Annotated in this window: 15 protein-coding genes and 1 pseudogene; 5 read left to right on the top strand and 11 right to left on the bottom strand. The window is 40.5% G+C overall.

Going from position 1 to position 20,592, the window contains the following annotated elements; all coding sequences use genetic code 11:
• The first annotated feature begins 62 nt into the window (after window positions 1-62).
• Window positions 63-1,232 carry a mechanosensitive ion channel family protein gene (locus C4S38_RS07525; RefSeq protein WP_103983217.1) on the top strand — a complete coding sequence of 390 codons (1,170 nt, stop codon included), beginning with the start codon at window positions 63-65 and terminating at the stop codon, window positions 1,230-1,232.
• A 148-nt stretch (window positions 1,233-1,380) separates the two neighbouring features.
• A complete protein-coding gene (locus C4S38_RS07520) occupies window positions 1,381-2,655 on the top strand; it encodes a mechanosensitive ion channel family protein (protein WP_103983196.1) in 1,275 nt (424 codons plus the stop codon).
• Here C4S38_RS07520 and C4S38_RS07515 read toward each other — a convergent pair.
• The 5 genes from C4S38_RS07515 to C4S38_RS07495 all read right to left on the bottom strand — a co-directional run bounded on the left by C4S38_RS07515 (window position 2,636) and on the right by C4S38_RS07495 (window position 8,207).
• Window positions 2,636-4,162, bottom strand: a complete 1,527-nt coding sequence (locus tag C4S38_RS07515) for an MBOAT family O-acyltransferase (protein ID WP_103983216.1) — start codon at window positions 4,160-4,162, stop codon at window positions 2,636-2,638. The genes C4S38_RS07520 and C4S38_RS07515 overlap by 20 nt on opposite strands.
• A gap of 14 nt (window positions 4,163-4,176) precedes the next feature.
• On the bottom strand, window positions 4,177-5,547 hold the full coding sequence (locus tag C4S38_RS07510) for a GDSL-type esterase/lipase family protein (RefSeq protein ID WP_103983195.1): 1,371 nt from the start codon (window positions 5,545-5,547) through the stop codon (window positions 4,177-4,179).
• The gene (locus C4S38_RS07505) at window positions 5,519-6,967 is read right to left on the bottom strand and encodes an SGNH/GDSL hydrolase family protein (protein ID WP_103983194.1); all 1,449 of its coding nucleotides are present in this window, start codon (window positions 6,965-6,967) and stop codon (window positions 5,519-5,521) included. The genes C4S38_RS07510 and C4S38_RS07505 overlap by 29 nt, the downstream gene beginning before the upstream one ends.
• A 33-nt stretch (window positions 6,968-7,000) precedes the next feature.
• Entirely contained in the window at window positions 7,001-7,600 is a 600-nt protein-coding gene (locus C4S38_RS07500; RefSeq protein WP_103983193.1) for a rhomboid family intramembrane serine protease, read from the bottom strand.
• Window positions 7,601-7,709: 109 nt separating this feature from the next.
• Complete coding sequence (locus C4S38_RS07495) at window positions 7,710-8,207, bottom strand: glutamine synthetase (RefSeq protein WP_103983192.1); 498 nt, start codon at window positions 8,205-8,207, stop codon at window positions 7,710-7,712.
• A 395-nt stretch (window positions 8,208-8,602) separates the two neighbouring features.
• Here C4S38_RS07495 and C4S38_RS07490 point away from each other — a divergent pair, with 395 nt between their 5' ends.
• Window positions 8,603-10,270, top strand: a complete 1,668-nt coding sequence (locus C4S38_RS07490) for a formate--tetrahydrofolate ligase (protein ID WP_103983191.1) — start codon at window positions 8,603-8,605, stop codon at window positions 10,268-10,270.
• Window positions 10,271-10,339: 69 nt separating this feature from the next.
• Here C4S38_RS07490 and C4S38_RS07485 read toward each other — a convergent pair whose 3' ends face one another.
• The 5 genes and pseudogenes from C4S38_RS07485 to C4S38_RS15920 all read right to left on the bottom strand — a co-directional run bounded on the left by C4S38_RS07485 (window position 10,340) and on the right by C4S38_RS15920 (window position 15,165).
• Window positions 10,340-11,161, bottom strand: a complete 822-nt coding sequence (locus C4S38_RS07485) for an alpha/beta hydrolase (RefSeq protein ID WP_103983190.1) — start codon at window positions 11,159-11,161, stop codon at window positions 10,340-10,342.
• A gap of 14 nt (window positions 11,162-11,175) precedes the next feature.
• Window positions 11,176-12,657, bottom strand: a complete 1,482-nt coding sequence (gene proS / locus C4S38_RS07480; protein WP_103983189.1) for a proline--tRNA ligase — start codon at window positions 12,655-12,657, stop codon at window positions 11,176-11,178.
• Window positions 12,658-13,249: 592 nt separating this feature from the next.
• Window positions 13,250-13,738: pseudogene (locus C4S38_RS07475) on the bottom strand (thiamine pyrophosphate-binding protein); the annotation flags it as partial.
• A 111-nt stretch (window positions 13,739-13,849) separates the two neighbouring features.
• Window positions 13,850-14,932, bottom strand: coding sequence for a cytochrome-c peroxidase (locus tag C4S38_RS07470; RefSeq protein ID WP_103983188.1), 1,083 nt, complete (start codon window positions 14,930-14,932; stop codon window positions 13,850-13,852).
• Window positions 14,933-14,997: 65 nt separating this feature from the next.
• Window positions 14,998-15,165 (bottom strand): hypothetical protein, encoded by a 168-nt coding sequence (locus C4S38_RS15920; RefSeq protein ID WP_200817947.1) that lies wholly within the window; start codon window positions 15,163-15,165, stop codon window positions 14,998-15,000.
• Window positions 15,166-15,428: 263 nt separating this feature from the next.
• Here C4S38_RS15920 and C4S38_RS16225 point away from each other — a divergent pair, with 263 nt between their 5' ends.
• Window positions 15,429-15,557, top strand: coding sequence for a hypothetical protein (locus C4S38_RS16225; RefSeq protein WP_262497700.1), 129 nt, complete (start codon window positions 15,429-15,431; stop codon window positions 15,555-15,557).
• Between the two features lie 3 nt (window positions 15,558-15,560).
• Here the strand turns inward: C4S38_RS16225 and C4S38_RS07465 are convergent, their stop codons facing one another.
• Window positions 15,561-18,626 carry a DEAD/DEAH box helicase gene (locus C4S38_RS07465; RefSeq protein WP_234999315.1) on the bottom strand — a complete coding sequence of 1,022 codons (3,066 nt, stop codon included), beginning with the start codon at window positions 18,624-18,626 and terminating at the stop codon, window positions 15,561-15,563.
• A gap of 724 nt (window positions 18,627-19,350) precedes the next feature.
• Here C4S38_RS07465 and C4S38_RS07455 point away from each other — a divergent pair.
• Window positions 19,351-20,580: a site-specific integrase gene (locus C4S38_RS07455; RefSeq protein ID WP_103983186.1), complete on the top strand. Its 1,230-nt coding sequence runs from the start codon at window positions 19,351-19,353 to the stop codon at window positions 20,578-20,580.
• Window positions 20,581-20,592: the final 12 nt, after the last annotated feature.

Below are 20,592 nucleotides of genomic sequence, written 5' to 3'. Positions count from 1 at the left end.
GACGAACAAAATAAACTAAATAGCGATTCGTATGTTATCTCATTAAGATGAAAACGATTATTATGATAAATTTAGGAACTTGGATGAACAAACTGCTTATCGGATGGGGAATAGATCCCAAAATTGCCAACACATTCGATGAGTCGATTATTGCTGTCTTAATGGTAGCCGTTGCAATAGGTTTAGATTATATTTTCCAGGCTATTTTCGTAGGTAGTGTACGAAAAATAGCCCAGAAAACCCACTATACATGGGACACTTTGATGATTAAACGGAAAGTTGTACATAATCTGGTACACGCAATTCCCGCATTCTTAGTGTACAATTTATTACCAATGGCATTTGTTAACGGCAAAGAATTATTAGTCATTTCCCAAAAAATATGTTCAATTTATATTGTCATTTCCCTACTATTAGCAATTAACGGTCTTTTGCTAATGATGCTGGATATGTCCACACTCAAGAAATCCATGAAGAACCGCCCGATGAAAGGATTTATACAAGTGCTTCAGGTATTGGTATTTTTTATTGGAGGTATTATTATTATAGCCATTATAGTCAACAAATCGCCGGCAACTTTATTTGCAGGATTAGGCGCCTCTGCCGCTATCTTAATGTTAGTATTTAAAGATACGATTCTGGGATTTGTTGCCGGAATCCAATTATCGGCCAATGATATGCTCAGGCCCGGAGACTGGATAACCATACCAGCAGCCAATGCGAACGGAATTGTGCAGGAAATTACGTTGAATACAGTAAAAATTCAGAACTTCGACAATACAATTTCGACGGTTCCTCCTTATACATTGGTCAACAATTCCTTCCAGAACTGGCGTGGTATGACAGAATCGGGAGGCCGGCGAGTAATGAAATCTATTTTTCTGGACTTGAATACGATCAAATTTTGCACACCGGAAATGCTGGATTCCTTAAAAAAAGATGTTCCTCTTTTATCCGATTATAACCCGGCCGAAGGTGTTATTCCTACAAACTCACAGGTATTTCGCGTATACATAGAACGTTATTTAACCAGTTTACCAATAGTTAACACCGAGCTGGATTTAATAATCAGCCAGCTGCAATCCACCGAATATGGTGTTCCTATCCAAATTTATTTCTTTTCACGTAACAAAGTATGGAAAGATTATGAACGCATCCAGTCAGACATCTTTGACCACTTTTTTGCTATGGTTCCCAAATTCGAACTGAAGGTATATCAATATTCAGACTAATACTCTTATAAAAAACATCAGGATCATTTTCTAAAAAGATACCGATGTTTTTAGAAAATGATCCTGATGTTTTAGTAAAATGTAAAACTCTCTACATTTATTATTATCTTTGATAACCGGAATAGACAATCAAATAAAATAACCAGATATGCACACAATTCAAGAATGGATAACCGAACGTCTGACAGACCTAGGTCTTGTTAATGATGCAGCCAGCCAATTAGACAATACTATTGTACTCTTGTTTATCATTCTTATTACAATAGCTATCGATTACACTTGCCGCTATATTTTCCTCGGCATGTTTAAAAAGCTGGCCAAAAGGACAAAAAACCAATGGGATGATCTGATTGTGGAACGGAAAATCATTAATAAAATGATGCATATCATTCCGGCCATACTGGTATATATACTGGTTCCCTTTGCTTTTCCTCCCGAAGAATTTCCTAAACTATTAATTTTCCTACAAAAAGTATGTGCTATTTATATCATAGCCGTATCTCTCCGTTTCATCAGTGCATCACTGAACGTTATTCATGAAATTTACAATCAGAAAGAAACATTTAAGGATAAGCCTTTAAAAGGATTCATACAGATTATTCAGGTAACTATATTCTTTATCGGATTCATCTTCATTATCAGTATTCTGATTAATAAATCCCCTGTTACATTATTTGCCGGTTTAGGAGCCTCGGCTGCTATCCTGATGCTAGTATTCAAAGATACAATATTAGGTTTTGTTGCCGGCATACAATTGTCGGCAAACGATATGCTACGCGCAGGGGATTGGATTACCATGGATAAATACGGTGCAAACGGAACAGTAATAGAAGTTACCCTAAATGCCGTAAAAGTAAAAAACTTCGACAATACCATTACAACAATTCCTCCTTATGCTCTCGTTACAGATGCTTTCCAAAACTGGCGAGGTATGAGTGAATCTCCCGGACGCCGTATCAAACGCTCCATAAATATAGATATGAACAGTGTATGTTTCTGTAATCAGGAAATGCTTGATAAATTCCGTAAAATATCTCTAATAACAGATTATATCGATGGGAAAGAAGAAGAATTGCACCGTTATAATGAAGAACATCACATAGATAATTCCATATGGGTAAACGGCAGAAGACAAACTAACTTAGGAGTCTTCCGGGCTTATCTTGTACGTTACCTGCAAAGTCTGCCTGATGTAAACAAAGAACTTACTTACATGGTACGTCATTTACAACCTACTGAAACAGGAATACCTATTGAACTCTATTTCTTTTCATCTATCAAAGATTGGGTTCCTTATGAGGGTGTACAAGCCGACGTCTTCGATCATATCTTAGCCGTCATTCCGGAATTCGGTCTAAGTGTATTCCAGAATGTATCAGGATCGGATCTGCGGAACTTAACCTTTAGAATTGGAAATAAATAAACGGCTGTACTCCCGCACTTTTAAATTGTACCACAATAAAAATAGCAGTAGCTAAAATAGCAGCCTGGAGTAACAAAGGAGAACGGGTAACAACTCCCTGCAACCAGTTTTCCGTTTTTTTCGGCATGAAATGCAGTATATATCCAATTACCATAAGTATAAATACACCTTTATATCCCATAACAAACTGCATAAATACTTCGGGATGAAAGTTTGTAAAAATCTGGGTAAGTACCTCTCCTACTACTTTCATCGAGCTTGCACGGAATAATATCCACCCGAAACATACCAGGTGAAAAGTAATCAATATACCTGCTATCCTATTCAGGGGCTTCATTTCGGCACCCAGTTGTTTGAAACCAAAATTACCGATAAAAAATTTATCGACCGCTAATGCAATCCCATGCAATGCGCCCCATAATATAAAGCTAACGGATGCCCCATGCCATAGACCGCCCAAAAGCATCGTAATAAGCAAATTAATATAAGTCCGCACCCTTCCTTTACGGTTTCCACCCAACGATATGTACAAATAATCCTTCAACCAAGAAGATAATGAAATATGCCAACGCCTCCAAAACTCGGTAATAGAAGCCGACTGATACGGAGAATCAAAGTTCATATTAAAACGGAAACCCAATAGCAAAGCTATACCGATTGCCATATCCGAATATCCTGAAAAATCGCAATAGATCTGTAAAGCATAACCATATACACCCATCAGATTTTCCAAGCCGGTATAAAGCAACGGAGCATCGAATATACGGTCTACAAAATTCATGCTGATATAATCGGATATAACTGTCTTCTTAAATAATCCGCATAAAACAAGGAAAAGGCCTTCGCCAAACTCTGAACGGGTAACCTGCGGAGTTTTATAAATCTGAGGGATAAAGTCGCGTGCACGCACGATAGGACCAGCTACCAACTGAGGAAAGAACGAAACATAAAACACATAATCGATCCATCGGTTAAGAGGTTGTATGCGTCCTCTGTAGACATCCATAACATAGCTGATGCTCTGGAACGTAAAAAACGAAATGCCTACCGGCAAGAAAATATCCAACGGTTGGTAGTTTATACTCTGCATAGCTGTATTTCCCAAATGATAACCCAATTCATGGCCGATAGAAGCTATCACTTCCCGTAAAAAGTTGAAATACTTAAAATAGCCCAGCATTCCCAGATTAACACATAAACTTAATGTCACAAATAATTTCTTCCTCAACTTCGATGAAGTATGGAAAATTCCCTGTGCTATACAAAAATCGGAAGTTGCAGTAAAAACTAATAACCCGAACCACAATCCACTACTTTTATAATAAAAATAAAGGGAGAACAGAGTAACATAAATTATACGTGCCAACAAATGTTTCCTGAGAGACATGTAAACTATCAGGAATCCTATAAACAAGAAAAAGAATAAACCGCTACTAAACAGTATCGGCGCATTATGATGGTAAACAAACAGTTCTCCTAACTTTTCCAATGAAAACATACTATCCATTGCATTTACAATTTTCAATTCTCACTTTTATTCTCTCTCGTTTGATTATATGTATCCATCAAAGCACGGAATAAAAGTATTCCTTGTTCCTGATAACCTTCTTTTGTAAAATGAATCCGGTCACGTCCGAACATCTGCTTTTCTTGCCACTTACGTGACGATTTTTTACCTCCTGTAGCACTAAACAAATCCCAACAAGCAATTCCTTCCTTACGGGCTACATCAACCAAAGCTTTTGCGGCACGTTGGGTATTGTCATTACGGACAAAAGTACGTTTCTTATTCACCCTAACCCGTTTATAACATTCGGGAGGCGTAGTAAGCAGTATGCAAACATCCGGCATATACTTTTTTACAAGCCGGATAAAATCTTTTGCCTGTCCTTCAAATTCCTGTGACGTAAAATTACGTCCGAAAGTCTCATTCGTTCCCAAGGAAATAATGAGCAACGAAGGATTAAGTAACGCCAGCTGGCGTACATAATTCTCATCTGTATAATTTACAAACATAGCTCCGTTTACTCCTATTGAATGGTAAAGAATACCCGGTTTACCGTTCGTCAGGTTAAATCCGTAATATACGGAATTAAAAGAAGAAGCAGGCAGCAACGTATCTGTCCCCTGTTTACGACGCGTACTATGCAATTGCAGAGTATCTGTCAAAAAAGAAATATGGAATGTATCGGCAAGTATTCCGGGAATGTGAATCCCCTTATCAAAAGATACATGAGCAGATTCTTTTGACTTCCCGGCAGGAAGCATCGGCATGGATTTATCGCCTCTGTATAAAACAGCTTGGTTAAAGGAATATCCGGCTCCATTATTAGGAGCAATACTAATATCAAAGTTTACAGAAGGTGATTCTGTCTGAATTCCTATTCCACCAATGCCAAGAGACGTTTTCTTCACCTTTTGTATGCATCTCCCTGCAATCCATTCTTTAACGACTGACGAAATAAAATAGTCATCCGGTTCGTTTGTCTTGCTCAGCTTCAATGGTGAAATCCACCCTCGTCCCGCATTACCGAACTGTTGCTGTAAAAGGCGCATTGCCTGTCCGCTATAGTGCCCCGCCTGAATATGCGAATCGCCTAAATGCACGACCGAGATAACAGTATCCTTTCCGGCCCGCAAAGAATCCAATGCTACAAAAAACGATTCTATAGAATGGGTATCATCCGTAATACGACATAAAGAATCTGTAACAGGTATTGTCGTTGCCGGCCAGGAAACAGGGACAAAAGAAGTTGTCAGTGTATCTCCTTCTGATAATGGTAGCATATTATCATCTATAACTCCTTTCGTAAAACGGGGAGTAAGTAATGCCGATATCCATATCAGTAAAAGAATGCCAATACTAGTATATTGTTTTTTCTGCTTCATCATAAAATTCTTTTTCCAACAATATGGCTTCATATAGAAAAGAAGCTATCTCTTTTCCTCCTCTGAAACTAAGGTGTGTATAATCCTTGCTTGCCCAGTTTTTTTCTACATAACGAACCATGCTATTCTCTCCTCCCATTGCTCCAAACACATTCCAGAATGGAACACCTGCCCGTTTTGCTGCCTGACGTTGTGCATGCAACAAAGCTAAAACAGCCGGCATCGTCTCAAATTCGCCATCTTCTTGTTTACTCCGGTCCGAAACACCCAACATTAATATATCTGCCTGGGGAAAGCACAACTGCAAATGGCGAATAACACCTACCATTCGTTGCGTATACCAGCCATATTGTAAAACATCTTCGCTCACTACGTTCAGACCATATTGCAGTATAATCAAATCATACGGACGTATTTTATTCAATGCCTGGCAACGGGGAATATCCATACGCTCCAATATCAGTCCAGAATTACCCCGTAAAGAAAAATTATCTACCACAACACCGGTATTATCTTCCAAAGCTACACCCAAAGCCCGTAAATCCGATGCATCCGTAAACACAAAATCGGCCTTATTAAATGCACCTGTCAATTCATACTGAGTGACAATAGCAGTAGGCGGCAACACCACATGCAAGGTATCAGTTTCTCCATTACAAACAACACTCATTTTTGTATTTTTGCTTTGTTCATAAATGAACTTTAATGAAGATACATTCTGAAGCTCCGGATAACGGTTGGTTGTTTTCATCGAAACAGAAGCTTTTTCTCCCCGGGATTCAAACATCATACCGGAAAGGGTATATGCGTGTTCATGGTCTGTAAGCATCGACCACATTGTCCAACCATCACTATGTTGTTCAATCGTCGGACGGAATTGTGCAGCAACAGAATTTACAGGAACAAAACCTACACCTCTTCCACCGAATCGTTTCTGCATATTCGAACGAAAATCTGCAACCATAATATCGCCTTCGATAAAAGAGTCACCCAAGAAAGCGATCCTCACAGGACGCTTGGTTTGTTGCCGGTTATTCAATGCTGCAAAAAAACGTTTTAAACCGATATGGCCGGCCGAATAATCTTCAATATGCATACCTAACGAATCTGCACCTTGTACTGCATAAACGGCTTTATATAAGGAATCACGTATTACCAAAGCCATCGAATCAATATTAGCAACTTTCAATATAGAATCGCGAAAAGCAGCCGAGTCTACCGGCACCATCTTCTCTGCTTCCAATTGCTGCCTCAATGAGTCGAGAGAAAGCGACCGTGGTTTTACACGTATATCGGCCAGCAAATCAACCTTCTTTATTTTATACCCAAACAACCGATCCGGCAACCGGTACATGCCAAGACACATTACAAATGTGATCAGGAGCAGTATCAGTAATCTACCGAAATTATTATCTTTATCCATCTGCTTTTTCTTTCGGAGCTGCAAAGGTAAGGATTACAATCCAAAGTGTGAAAGAAACATATTCAGCAATGAAGGTTCCAGTAACATCGGAAAAACAAAACCGTAAACTGCTCCATAGAAATGGGCATTATGATTAATATTATCTCCGGCCTTTCTTGCCATATACTGGCAATATATCAAATAGAGCACTCCAAATAAAATACCCGGTATCGGTAAGATTGCAAAAAACAGGATTTTACCCCACGGATCAAAAAATATAGAAGAAAACAGAACTGCAGAAACTGCACCCGAAGCACCTATAGATATATAATACGGATCATTACGATGCTTAATAAGGTCATAAACCGAAGCAATAATCATCCCTCCAAAATATAAAGCCAGGTAAGCTCCGTTTCCAAAGCCCATATACTTGAATGTTTGCTCCATATATACGCCAAAAGACCAGAAGGTAAACATGTTTACCAATAAATGTGTCATATCTGCATGTATGAAGCCATGAGTAACCAACCGATACCATTCATGGTTCTTAACCGTACGGTAAGGGATAAATGCCAATTTCATAAACAACTCCCTGTTTCCGAAACATATAAAGGAGAGAACAACTGTTATGCCAATAATTATGTATGTAATCATATCTATCTCAAATTAAGGGTGCAAAGTTATATAAAATAATGATACGAAAAAGCCGGTTGAAGAATAACTTCACGCCGGCCTTTTTATAACATAACATGTATATAACTGACTATCTTAAAATAGCTTTTAATTGCTCCATATGATAACATAATGTATTCATATAAGGTTTAACCGTATTGTGATACATAATAGCTTTCGCATGCATATCTTCCAGCTCGTTCAATTTGCGATTGGCTTTACGCATTTCGCAAGCATTGTAACGAATACCGGAAATATGCCCTTTAATATTTTCAATAACCCGGTTGCCTTCGTTAAAGACCTTTTCAGCTTCTTCCGGAGCATATACTGAATAAGCTTGCAACGAATTATCAAGCAGACTTTGTTGGTAAACTCCAGCCATAGGTAAAAGTTGGTGAATAGCATGGTGGCACAATGAATGTACTTCTTCCTGAAGCTTCCGCAATTCTGTTTCCCATTTCGACTCACTCAATCCGTCTTTATCAGATTCCACGCGGCTGTTAAAGATGCCGGACATAACCTTTTCCCATACTTCTGCTACTACCGATTTAGTAGCGATCGTTACCAAACTAAATCTTACTGTTGACATAATACCCAATCTTACATAAATTATACTTCTATCATCATCCCAATCGCCTCATCTTTCTTTTTATCACACAAAGACGATTTATTATTTCTTTTTAATATCATCACGACACAAAATTAAACAAATTATCACATACACAACAACAGGACAGCAATTTTATAATTCTTTAATACTAAAACAATCAAAATGTATCATTTTTGCCAACTCCAGTAAGCAAAAAGACTTATTTATGACACATAAACCTATCAACATAAAGTCAAATTAATCAATTTTATTACCACAAATCCAAAATAAAAGATAAAAACATTCTATCTACCGATAACAAACCTTATCATCTATCTTTTTGTTATTAAATTAAAAATCACTTATTTTGTTTACATTTTAAACTGACATTACACATGAAATCGGACATTGAAATTGCACGGGAAGTTTCTCTGTGCAAAATAAAAGAGGTTGCTTCAGGACTTGGTATTCCCCGGGAGGAAGTACAAAACTACGGCAGATATATTGCCAAAATTCCCAATCATCTCATCAATGAGCAAAAAATAAAGGAACACAACCTTATTTTAGTAACAGCCATCACTCCCAATAAAGCAGGTGTCGGTAAAACAACAGTCTCAATCGGCCTTGCCCTTGGATTGAATAAAATAGGTAAAAAAGCGATTGTGGCATTACGTGAGCCATCTTTAGGCCCGTGTTTCGGGATGAAAGGCGGAGCGGCCGGCGGAGGCTATTCGCAAGTGCTGCCTATGGAAAACATCAACCTTCACTTCACCGGAGATTTCCATGCTATTACTTCAGCCCACAACATGATAACGGCTTTACTGGATAATTACATTTATCAAACCCGCAATAGCTGTGAAGGGCTTAAAGAGATTAAATGGAAACGTGTATTGGATGTTAACGACCGTAGCCTGCGAAATATAGTATCCGGACTGGGTGGTTCGGCAAACGGAATACCGACTGAAACCGGATTCGACATTACTCCCGCATCTGAAATAATGGCAATTCTTTGTCTGGCAACAGACCTGGAAGACCTGAAACGCCGCATAGGCAATATATTATTGGGCTATACTTATGACGACAAACCCTTTACTGTAAGAGATTTGGGAGTAGCCGGAGCCATCACTGTCCTGCTGAAAGACGCGTTACTGCCAAACTTGGTGCAAACAACCGAAAATACAGCAGCATTCGTTCATGGCGGCCCGTTTGCCAATATTGCCCATGGTTGCAACTCCATCCTTGCAACAAAAATGGCTTTGACCTACGGAGATTATGTAATTACAGAAGCCGGATTCGGCGCTGATTTAGGAGCCGAAAAGTTTTTCAATATCAAATGCCGTAAAGCCGGGCTAAACCCCAAGCTAACTGTTATCGTAGCAACAGCACAAAGCCTGAAACTGCACGGCGGTGTGCCAGAAGACAAAATAAAAGAACAAAACATAGAAGGATTAAAAAACGGCCTAGCCAATTTAGACAAACACATCCGGAACATACAAGGTTTCGGCCAGCAAGTAATCGTCACTTTTAACCGTTTTGCTTCTGATACGGACGAAGAAATTGAACTTGTCTCACAGCATTGTAAACAAATGGGTGTAGGATTTGCCATGAATACGGTCTTTGCCGAAGGAGGTGAAGGAGGTATTGAACTTGCCAAGCTGGTAGCAGATACAATAGAAAACTATCCATCCGAACCTTTGAAATATACTTACGAAGAAACAGACAGTGTACGTACAAAAGTGAAAAAAGTAGCTGAAAATATATACGGAGCTTCTTCAGTTGTATATACTACGTTGGCCGACAAAAAGATAAAACAGATAGAAAGCCTGGGAATTTCCCACTATCCTATCTGTATTGCCAAAACGCAATACTCTTTCTCATCCGACCCAAAAGCCTATGGTGTCGCCAAAGATTTTGAGTTAAAGGTTCGCGACATTATCATCAACAACGGAGCTGAAATGATCGTCGTTATAATGGGTGAGATTATGCGTATGCCGGGGTTGCCCAAAGAACCCCAAGCCAAAAATATAGATATTGTTAATGGTATGGTTGAAGGGCTAAGTTAAAATCCGAACCTATAAAACAGACAAAAAAACAGCCGCTGAAACATTTCAACGGCTGTTTTTTATATACATTCATTTTTTCTTGTTCCTGTCAAAAAAGTTCTTGAAGAATAATATCTGGTAGCCAATAGCATTCTTCCAGTATTCGTTGGTATGACCTCCGGGACGGACAATAAAATCATGACCAATTTTATATTTTAAAAGTTTCTTATGAAAATCATTGTTCACTTCAAAAAAGAAATCGTCATAGCCACAATCAAAAATTAAAGCTAAATCGCCGCTTCGCAAACGATCAATCTGATTGATTGCAGTGTGAGCTTCCCATATTTCACGATTTTCGGATTCTGTTCCTAACTTCTCCGCCATTTCCCAGTTATTAGGGAACGGACGGATATCCAACCCTCCACTTGTACTGCCTGCAGCGCCAAACACGTCTTTATGGCGCAAAGAAAGCCACATAGCTCCATGTCCACCCATACTCAGGCCGGTAATGGCACGAGCCGAACGATCTTCGATTGTAGAATAATGAGAATCTATGTACTTTATCAATTCGCCGGAAACAAAAGTTTCATACCGTAAAGAAGGATCTTTCGGGCTATCCCAATACCAGCTATTGCGGTTACCGTCGGGGCAAACAAACATAATTCCATACTGATCGGCCAACTGGGGCAAATCCGGCCGTATTGTAACCCACGTTTTTGCATTACCACCATGACCATGCAGCAAATAAACAACCGGAACGGGAGTTTTACTCTTTTCAGGAATAACAACAACAACCTGAATATCTTTTTTCATTGAAGGGCTGTAAACTTTTATCGTATCTACAACTCCTGCCCTTACTGAAAAAGCGATTAATAACAGCAATACAAACAAAATACTTTTGGTCTTTCTCATAACGTTATTTGATATTAATAAGCTCTTGCAAACAATACGCGACGGGCCGAAGGCTTTCCTGTTACCATACATTTGCCGGGGGTCATGTCACCTTCCAAAGGCAGGCAGCGTATCGTGGCTTTCGTTTCATTCTTTATCTGCTCTTCCGTTTCGGGTGTACCGTCCCAATGAGCAAGAATGAAGTTGCCATCTTCAATCTTTTCTTTGAACTCGTCATACGTATCAACCGTAATGGTATTGGCCGTACGATGATCCAGCGCTTTCTTAAAGATATTCTGCTGGATTTCTTCCAAGAGGTTCTTTACATATTCTTCTATGCCGTCGCAAGTGATGGTTTCCTTTTCCAACGTATCACGGCGCATAATTTCTATCGTGTTGTTTTCAAGATCGCGGCCACCCATAGCCAGACGTACCGGAACACCTTTCAGTTCATATTCGGCAAACTTCCATCCCGGCTTTTTGTTATCGGAATCGTCATACTTAACAGAGATGCCCATCGATTTCAATGTAGCCATAATACCGTTTACCTTTTCACTGATCTGAGCCAATTGTTCTTCACTGCGATAGATAGGAACAATCACCACCTGAATAGGAGCCAGATGCGGAGGCAATACCAAACCGTTGTCATCCGAATGCGACATGATAAGCGCACCTATCAGACGGGTCGAAACCCCCCACGAAGTAGCCCAGGCATAATCCGTCTTACCATTTTTATCAATAAAGGTTACATCAAATGCCTTACCAAAATTCTGTCCGAGGAAGTGGGAAGTACCGGCCTGAAGGGCTTTTCCGTCTTGCATCATTGCTTCAATCGTATAAGTATCGAGTGCACCTGCAAAACGTTCGCTTTCAGACTTCACCCCTTTGATAACCGGCATAGCCATATAGTTTTCGGCAAAGTTGGCATACACATCCTGCATCTTCTTTGCTTCAATTTCTGCTTCTTCGCGCGTAGCATGGGCCGTATGCCCTTCCTGCCACAAGAACTCGGCTGTACGAAGGAACAAACGGGTACGCATCTCCCAACGCATAACGTTAGCCCACTGGTTACACAGGATAGGCAGATCGCGATAAGACTGAATCCAGTTCTTATACGTATTCCAGATGATAGTTTCCGAAGTAGGACGGATAATCAGTTCTTCTTCCAGTTTGGCAGCCGGGTCTACAACCACACCTGTCCCATCGTGATTTGTTTTCAGACGATAATGCGTCACAACGGCACATTCCTTAGCAAATCCTTCTACGTGTTCGGCTTCTCTGCTCAAGAACGACTTGGGGATTAAGAGCGGGAAGTAAGCATTTACGTGACCGGTTTCCTTGAACATATCGTCCAATATACGTTGCATCTTTTCCCAGATTGCATAACCGTATGGTTTGATCACCATACAACCGCGTACGGCAGAGTTTTCCGCCAAGTCCGCTTTAATTACCAAATCCTGATACCACTGTGAATAGTTCACACTTCTAGGAGTAAGTTCCTTCAGCTCTTTTGCCATTTCTTTATAATTATAGTATTCTTAATTTTTATATTTTATAACGGGAGGCAAAGGTATAAAATTATCGTTTATCATTGTACACCATAACAGAAATACTATAACACAAAACAGCACTCTTTTACTCACATCCTTTTACTCTCTCGGACAAAACGGAGAACCTTTGCGACTGGCAGTTGCCGGTGTATCGCCTCCCCCTCCCCCTTTGCCTTAGCCTCCTGCCTTGTCCGGCGTCCCGATCTCTCCTGTCAGACCAATCTCCCTACTTAGGGAGATTGGTCTGACAGGAGAGTGTCAATGGTTCCGCCAGGGGAGTGTCAATGCCTCCTGCAGTCGGTAGCGGGCCGCCGCCGCTTTTGGTTGAAAGAGATAGCCTCCCCCCCCCGAATTTGTGTTACCGGACGCAGAACGCGCAGACGAACCTTTAGAACACTTCTTTCCAATGCTTTAAATTTGTCTCTATCGTATCGCGCACTTCCTGCGAACGGCCTTCCATCATTAACTTGTACATTGTCTGGGCAAAACCAAACATCTGATTAAACTCAATCTTAGGAGGCATAGCCAATGCGTTCGGGTCTGTCATGATATTAACAAGAACCGGAGCTTTAAGTATCTGAGATAGTTCAACTAATTCCTTATGAGCTTCTTGTGCTCCTATTCCGCAGTAAATAGTTACCTTATCCGCTTTATTCAGCAAACCGGCCAATTCTTCAATTTCTTTTTGAGAAGGGCAAACACGCTGGCGTGTAGCAAATGGTTGTGAAGAAGAAAGAGGAGCTTGTGCATCCTCTGCTGCCAAATCGCCAGGCAGACCGATTACACCTACACCACGTGAAGAAATAGCCGCCTGAATAGCACCCTGCAACATACGGGGAAACTGGTCTGCTGTTGTAGCTACCTGATTATAATAGCTGCAATCGTCAAATAACTTTATGGTATTCGTTTCCTGAAAATATTGCGTACCGAATTCATAAGAAGGTAATGTAGAAGCTATAGCCAGAACCGGAGCACCGGAACGGTGAGCATCATATAATCCATTAATCAGATGAACATGTCCGGGTCCGCTACTTCTACCAATTGATCCGCAACTTTCTTTGCCATGATAATTCGCTTTTTGTTTTCGTTATTATGTTTTATAAAAACTATATCCGAAACAAAAAAGTTTTGCGGAAGCCGGTAAAGATTTCCAGTTGCTCTAGTCAGTTTGATAACCGTCTGTCAATGTCTTCATAAAAGCAACGATAGCTGCTTCTTCTTCAACTGTAAGACCCAGATTTCCAAGTTCATCTTTATTAACCGTAGCCGGATATTCGGCAGGAGGAAAATCTTCGATATCACGCACATTATAAAAATGCACTATTTCTTCCAGCGTTCTGAAATATCCGTTATGTCCGTACGGAGCAGTCAATGCTATATTCCGTAAAGTAGGAACACGGAATTTACCATATTGGGCACTATCTTTCAGGAAAGACCCCAATCCTAAATCAATCGTATCACGGCCATGAACGTTATAAGGTTCTGATATCATATAAAATGGATTCTCAGGGTTACAAGGTATTCCCAGGTTATCATATGTATGATCGGTAAACAATATACGGCCGGCACGTTCGTCTTTATCCAATATATGGCATTCGGCACAAAGGCCTTTATCTTTAAATAATTTATACCCTTTTTTTTCTTGCTTGGTAAGTTTACATTTTCCCTCTTTCCATGCATCAAATTTAGATGTAAACGGACTTACTTCAGCAGAACGCTCATAAACAGATAAAGCATTATTAATACATTTGTAAATCGAATCATCAGATAATGGCTCTCCATAAATTTTTACAAACTGCGGATAATAGGGTGCTTTTTTCACTTTCTCCACAACCACCAGATAATCTTTATTCGCCATTTCCAAAGGGTTAACAAATGGTTGAGCAGCCTGTTCTTCCAGTGTATTAACGCGGCCGTCCCAGAAAAGGCCACCTATATATGTATCTTCCTCTTCATCATAATACAACGGAGGAACGAAGGATGAATAAGCGCAAGTCATTGAATTCCGGTTACTGAACCGTCCTTTAACAGCGCCTTCGGAAGTAATACGTGAATACTTATCAGCAAAACCAACTTCGGGAGTATGGCAAGTTGCACACGATTCCCCTGCCGGTTCCGATAAATTCTCATCGAAAAAGATCGCTTTACCAAGCAATTCTTTTTCATTCAAAACCGCTTCTTGTTTCAAAGAACAAGAAACAAGCCCAGACACAACAAAAACAGTTAAAACAACGAATCGCATCTTATATCCAAAATAGTATTACAAACTTTTGCTACATATATCAGGCGAAGATACGATTTATTTATTTATCCTCTGCTTCCCAGGCTATCTTTATCAGGATTTACCTCTTTAACAGCTTCTTCAATCTCCTTGTCTGTTACTTTATGAGCATTTTCAGTAGCAAATTGCTCTACAGGATATTTATTTTCCAAACGCTCTATGTTTTCATTTTCTTTTGTATCCTTTGCTTTCATAATCTCTACAGTTTAATCGGTTTATATGGCCTCTAACAGGGCTAATTGCTATATGGTTCACACATTAAACCCGAAAGCTGCAACATTCAATAATTTTTTCAATTTATTATTGAGCTTTATAGCGTTTTTTCTGTTTATCCAAAATACGAATAACCTATTAAAGTAACAGCAGAAAAAGACTTTACAATTTGGGGAATCGTTACATATTCCATAAAGAATCACATTCAAAAGAAACGGTAAGCATAAAATAATAAATGATGTATATGGTTGCCCAGTTTAAAGAAAACTTTTTTGACAATTATTCTACGGAAGATGTCCGGATAGAAGCAACGCTGCGTGCCATCGCCATAGAAAACGAATCAAAAAAGGTAAAAATTAACTGGAATTGCTAAGAGTTATTGTAAATTTTTCAACTTACTGAAATAAGGTTGTCTCAACCAAATCGCCCCATCTCCCACAGCCACAAACCGTTGCTTGGCACGTGTTAAGGCCACATTTAATAAGTTAGGTTTGGATGAAGCCCAGGAAGCAGCCCCTTTAGACTTCTCATCCAGCCCCAGACATAAAATTACACCTGCTGCTTGCTTACCTTGAAACGTATGGACTGTTCCGATGTGGGCGTCCAACCACTTTTTTAGTTCGTTGTCTTCTATTGATTTATAAGTAGCCAGTGCTTGCTTAATAGGCTGACGTAATTCTTTTTTCAAGATGGATGGTATTTCCGAGAATGGAGAGATCACGAACAAATCGGGCAGATCCTGTTGGTGGCATATCTCATCAATGATCATTTGCCTGATCAGAGCACCTTGTTCCGGTACGTAATGCCGTCCACTCACCTTGCCCTCCACCTGCACAAATCCATTCTGCATAAACAGTAGAGAACTATCTGCCAAAGTAGAGTTATACATCATGCCATTATATGCGATCTCATTGGCTATGGAAAACATCGGGTCGACACAGCGGCGATGCACCCGTAGCGGAGAGCCGGTCCAAATATCATTCGTTATCCAACCATACGGATTGGCACGATCGACCATTGACTGAACAGAAAGAGAAGTCTGTATCTGTGTTTTATCCAATCCGAAATGACGGCTGATATTATTGACAATCTGCTCAGGTATTGTAACAACGGGTTCTATCTGAAAAGGATCTCCTACGATAACAGCCCGTTTAGAGCGCCAGATAGCTCCTGCCGCCGCTTGTGGAACAGCCTGCCCTGCCTCGTCTACAAATAGCCAGGGGATTGTTCCTGTTCCCATTTGACTAAACATGCGTTGAATGGAAGCAAATGTGGAAGAAATAACAGGGACTATCAGCCAAAATGTATTCCACATCGCCTGTATTTCTTTTTCCGTAAGATCTCCTCCTGTTTTAAGAAAACTGAAGAAACCCTCCAGCGTTGTTTTTATGCGGCTCGACATGACATTGGCTCGCAGTATAAACAACTCGTTCACTTTCATTGCTTCAATGAACAACTCGGATTGCAATTGTTTAAGTCTCTTCGAATACCAAGGAGAGGTTTCCTGTACCTCCTTTGATTCGATCCGTTGCCAGTATGAAGCATCGGCGTAGGCTCCTTTCAATTCCTGACGGGCGGCTTCAATCGATTTCGACAACTGGGCATAGTCGCCATTTAGTCTGTTATATTCCTTTTGGCTTTGTTCTTGTATTTTTCTTTGTTTTTCTGTACGTAAGCCAAGTGTTTGCAACAAGGCTTTCTGCTTGGTTATCTCTTCAGATAATTGATTATATTCCGAGAAAGCAGCAGTTAAGACCTTTTTATATTGGGTTCGCACCGCCTTATTAAACCAATAGATAAAAAAGCCAGGGCGATTAGATTGCAATAGTTTCAATTCCACCATAGCATCTTCTTTTTGTTGTTTACCTCTTTCTATCTCAGCAGACAATAAACCTTTCTCCTCAAGCAGTCCATCCAGTTCCTCACTGACATGAGATAAATAGCTTTCAGCTTCTTCAAGCCGAATACGAAGTTTTTCTAAGTTTTCCGCATCTTTCATAAAACCAGTTAGACGGAATTTCTCAGTCTCCACCTCTTCAAGTTTATTTTTAAAAGACGCGACAATATTCAGCCATTCTTCTTTTGTTGGTTTATGGTTCTTCAGATGCTGTTTTAAAGTATAGGTTTCCTTCTCCGAGTCACCATCCCAAATGCTGTATATCAATTTTCGTTGATTCTCTTTATTGCCCATTACAGCGGCAATTAGTCCCCAACTCTCTTCACCCAAGCATTCCTCACTCACTTGCCGGAAATAGCCAACCTGATCCGAATAGCCTTTTGCCTCTTTTTTTAAAGGAAGCTCTTTCGATATATTTTCTACCGCACCGTTATTGGATGAAGCGACAACTATACCTCCGTCACAAATTGATGAATCCGGCGCATAAATAAACGCCCGATATGTTCCACTACTCACTTGCACTTCACCTATCTTGCGGAATGCTTTTGCCGGATCAATAAAGTTTACCATCTTTTTGGCTCGTTTCACCAGAATAGCGGCGATGATATCTCTTAGTAAAGTAGTCTTTCCAGTGCCCGGAGGTCCGTTTACCGAGAATATACCCTCCTGTTTTTCCCCTGATAACTCTTTACAGACAGTATTCACGGCAAACTGTTGCATCAAACTCGCTGCATAGGGAGATGGCCAACAACCATCTGGATAATTCTCCGGGATCAAGCATTCTCTTAATATCTCTGGATGAAGCGACAGATCGGAATGAACAAAGTCTTTATTCAAGCAGGCATTCAGATAATTACGGAAAGCGGTATTGTAACTTCCTTTTTCGGATGAAGTAATTATTCGCTCCAAATCATCGATGTAGAAACTGTTTAATAGGTCTGCATTCGCTTCTTCCTTATCTGAAGTATTGTTTTTCTTGTATATTTCTTCTATTCGAACATATATTTCAGTATCTGGCGAAGTGCTCCACTTTAAGTCTTGTATGATTAAAGTTTGTATCTGTTGAAGATTTTCCAACGTCTGGATCTTCGACAAATAACTTGAGTAATCTTCCGCAAGTTCCTTCCTATTCTCGCCCAATCGCTCTAACAAGTTCTTTCTCAATTTATCAAAATCTTCCGACCAGGAATCGGTATTCACTTTACCTGCCTCCAACTGTCTCAAAGCCCATGGCATAGTAGAAAATCCTAATGTGCTTTGTATATATACTCCTTGATTATCCAATTTAAGAGAAGCATAGCATACTTTGGCATTTGTTACGTTCGGATTATTACTTTCATCTTTAAAGAAATCTTTCACGAAATCAGAAACAGACATTTGAGAAAACACCCCTATATAGATAGTGTATTGAATTGTTTTTTTCGGGTCTTTGGATTCCAAAGGGAGCATCCAAGGAAGTTCCTTCAGTGGCTTTATACTTTTATCTTTGGGTAAAAGAGCTGGAGAAAAATGTTCTAACTTATGCCAGCAAGAGAGTATCTGCATATAATCCATATTATTTTTATCTTATTGACTTTTTATTCATCTATGATGTAACTTATTACAAATCAATACATCTTCGATAAAATACAACAGTAGCCATTGATTTATACATAAACAAATTGTATCAGATCTATTTTTCCATCACCTTACCATTCAAAATCTCATTAGCAGGCATTATACATCCAACTCAGATGGCAGTAAATGTCACTTTTGGGCAATTATTCAACAGTTGATTAACCAATGGCCTCATAATTATATTTTGATTTCTATTTTGTTTCTTGAGTGTTTGTTGTATAGAATCTTCTTCTGTTTTATTAGAATTAACATGCGTGTAAATTTAGGTGGTTACAATACTGCTATGCCTTAGTAGACTTTGAATATACTTGATATCGACATCTTCTTCTAATAAACAATATGGCATAGCTATGACGGCTCACATAAGTAATATTTAGAAATGCAATAAAAAACAGAATGACGATAATTAAACGTAAAACGTTTATAATTAAGTATTTTGCAAGAATTGCAGAACAGACAGACCTGCAAAAGAAAACAAAATATTGCAGCGTTTCAGTTACCAGACTGTTAGCCGCCTGTTTCGGAAACAACGGCAGGTAACCGAATTTTTACCGATAGGAACAAAGCGGATTTGTATTCACTGTTTATCAATGTTTTGCATGCCAAAGGACGCTTTTCAAAGGAGTATTTTTACAACCTAAAAAAGAGCGTTATGAAAGTAGAAAAATTCAAGGTGCTGCTCTACCTGAAAAAGAGCGAGCCGGACAAGACCGGCAAGGCCCCGATCATGGGACGGATCACCCTCAACCGCACGATGGTGCAGTTCAGCTGCAAGCTCTCCTGTACCCCTGGGCTATGGAACGCGCGTGAGAGCCGATTGAATGGCAAGAGCCGGGAAGCGGTGGAGACCAATGAAAAGATAGAGAGGCTGCTGCTTGCCGTACACTCGGCCTTCAATTCCCTCATGGAAAGGAAAAAGGATTTCGATGCCGCCGCGGTCAGGGACATGTTCCAGGGTAACGCGGGCATGCAGATGACCCTGCTCAAACTTCTCGACCGGCACAACGAGGAGATGAAGACCCGTGTCGGCGTGGACCGTGCGCCGACGACAATGTCGACCTACGTGTACACCCGGCGCACCCTTGCCGAATTCATCAAAACGGAATTCAAGGTCTCGGACCTCGCCTTCGGACAGCTCAACGAGCAGTTCATCCGTGACTATCAGGACTTCTGCCTGGAAAGGAAGAAACTGGCTATGGAGACGGTGCGCCATTACCTGTCCATCCTAAAAAAGATCTGCCGCATCGCCTACAAGGAAGGGCACTCGGAGAAATACCATTTCTGCCACTTCAAGCTGCCCAAGCAGAAGGAGACAACACCGAAAGCACTCAGCCGTGAGAATTTCGAGAAGCTGCGTGATCTGGAGATACCGGAAAAACGCAGGTCACATGTCATCACCCGAGACCTCTTCCTCTTTGCCTGTTACACCGGCACTGCCTATGCCGATGCGGTAAGCATCACCCGGGAGAACCTCTTCACGGATGACGAGGGCAGCCTCTGGCTGAAATACCGGCGAAAGAAGACCGACTACCTCGGACGCGTCAAGCTGCTGCCGGAAGCACTCGCGTTGATCGAGAAGTACCGTGACAATACCCGCACCACCCTCTTCCCGCCGCAGGACTACCACACGCTCAGGGCAAACATGAAATCCCTGCGCCTGATGGCGGGGCTGAGCCAGGACCTTGTCTACCACATGGGAAGGCATTCTTTCGCCTCATTGGTCACGCTCGAGGAGGGAGTGCCGATCGAGACCATCAGCAAAATGCTGGGACACTCCAACATAAAGACTACCCAGATATATGCCCGTGTAACCCCGAAGCGACTGTTCGAGGACATGGACAGGTTCGTCGAGGCAACCCGCGATTTGAAACTTATTCTTTAATCCTTAAACAAT

The sequence above is a fragment of the Parabacteroides chinchillae genome (genome assembly GCF_900108035.1).
Classification (GTDB): Bacteria; Bacteroidota; Bacteroidia; order Bacteroidales; family Tannerellaceae; genus Parabacteroides; species Parabacteroides chinchillae.
This window is presented reverse-complemented; position numbering and strand designations above follow the sequence as displayed.

Excerpts from the sequence above, each read along its gene's own strand:
- C4S38_RS07520 (WP_103983196.1), top strand. The coding sequence starts at position 1,381 with ATGCACACAATTCAAGAATGGATAACCGAACGTCTGACAGACCTAGGT.
- C4S38_RS07525 (WP_103983217.1), top strand. The coding sequence starts at position 63 with ATGATAAATTTAGGAACTTGGATGAACAAACTGCTTATCGGATGGGGA.
- C4S38_RS15920 (WP_200817947.1), bottom strand. The coding sequence starts at position 15,165 with ATGAAAGCAAAGGATACAAAAGAAAATGAAAACATAGAGCGTTTGGAA.
- C4S38_RS07490 (WP_103983191.1), top strand. The coding sequence starts at position 8,603 with ATGAAATCGGACATTGAAATTGCACGGGAAGTTTCTCTGTGCAAAATA.
- C4S38_RS07515 (WP_103983216.1), bottom strand. The coding sequence starts at position 4,162 with ATGGATAGTATGTTTTCATTGGAAAAGTTAGGAGAACTGTTTGTTTAC.
- C4S38_RS07495 (WP_103983192.1), bottom strand. The coding sequence starts at position 8,207 with ATGTCAACAGTAAGATTTAGTTTGGTAACGATCGCTACTAAATCGGTA.
- C4S38_RS07465 (WP_234999315.1), bottom strand. The coding sequence starts at position 18,626 with ATGCAGATACTCTCTTGCTGGCATAAGTTAGAACATTTTTCTCCAGCT.
- C4S38_RS07510 (WP_103983195.1), bottom strand. The coding sequence starts at position 5,547 with ATGATGAAGCAGAAAAAACAATATACTAGTATTGGCATTCTTTTACTG.
- C4S38_RS07455 (WP_103983186.1), top strand. The coding sequence starts at position 19,351 with ATGAAAGTAGAAAAATTCAAGGTGCTGCTCTACCTGAAAAAGAGCGAG.
- C4S38_RS07500 (WP_103983193.1), bottom strand. The coding sequence starts at position 7,600 with ATGATTACATACATAATTATTGGCATAACAGTTGTTCTCTCCTTTATA.
- proS (WP_103983189.1), bottom strand. The coding sequence starts at position 12,657 with ATGGCAAAAGAGCTGAAGGAACTTACTCCTAGAAGTGTGAACTATTCA.
- C4S38_RS07485 (WP_103983190.1), bottom strand. The coding sequence starts at position 11,161 with ATGAGAAAGACCAAAAGTATTTTGTTTGTATTGCTGTTATTAATCGCT.
- C4S38_RS07470 (WP_103983188.1), bottom strand. The coding sequence starts at position 14,932 with ATGCGATTCGTTGTTTTAACTGTTTTTGTTGTGTCTGGGCTTGTTTCT.
- C4S38_RS16225 (WP_262497700.1), top strand. The coding sequence starts at position 15,429 with ATGGTTGCCCAGTTTAAAGAAAACTTTTTTGACAATTATTCTACGGAA.
- C4S38_RS07505 (WP_103983194.1), bottom strand. The coding sequence starts at position 6,967 with ATGGATAAAGATAATAATTTCGGTAGATTACTGATACTGCTCCTGATC.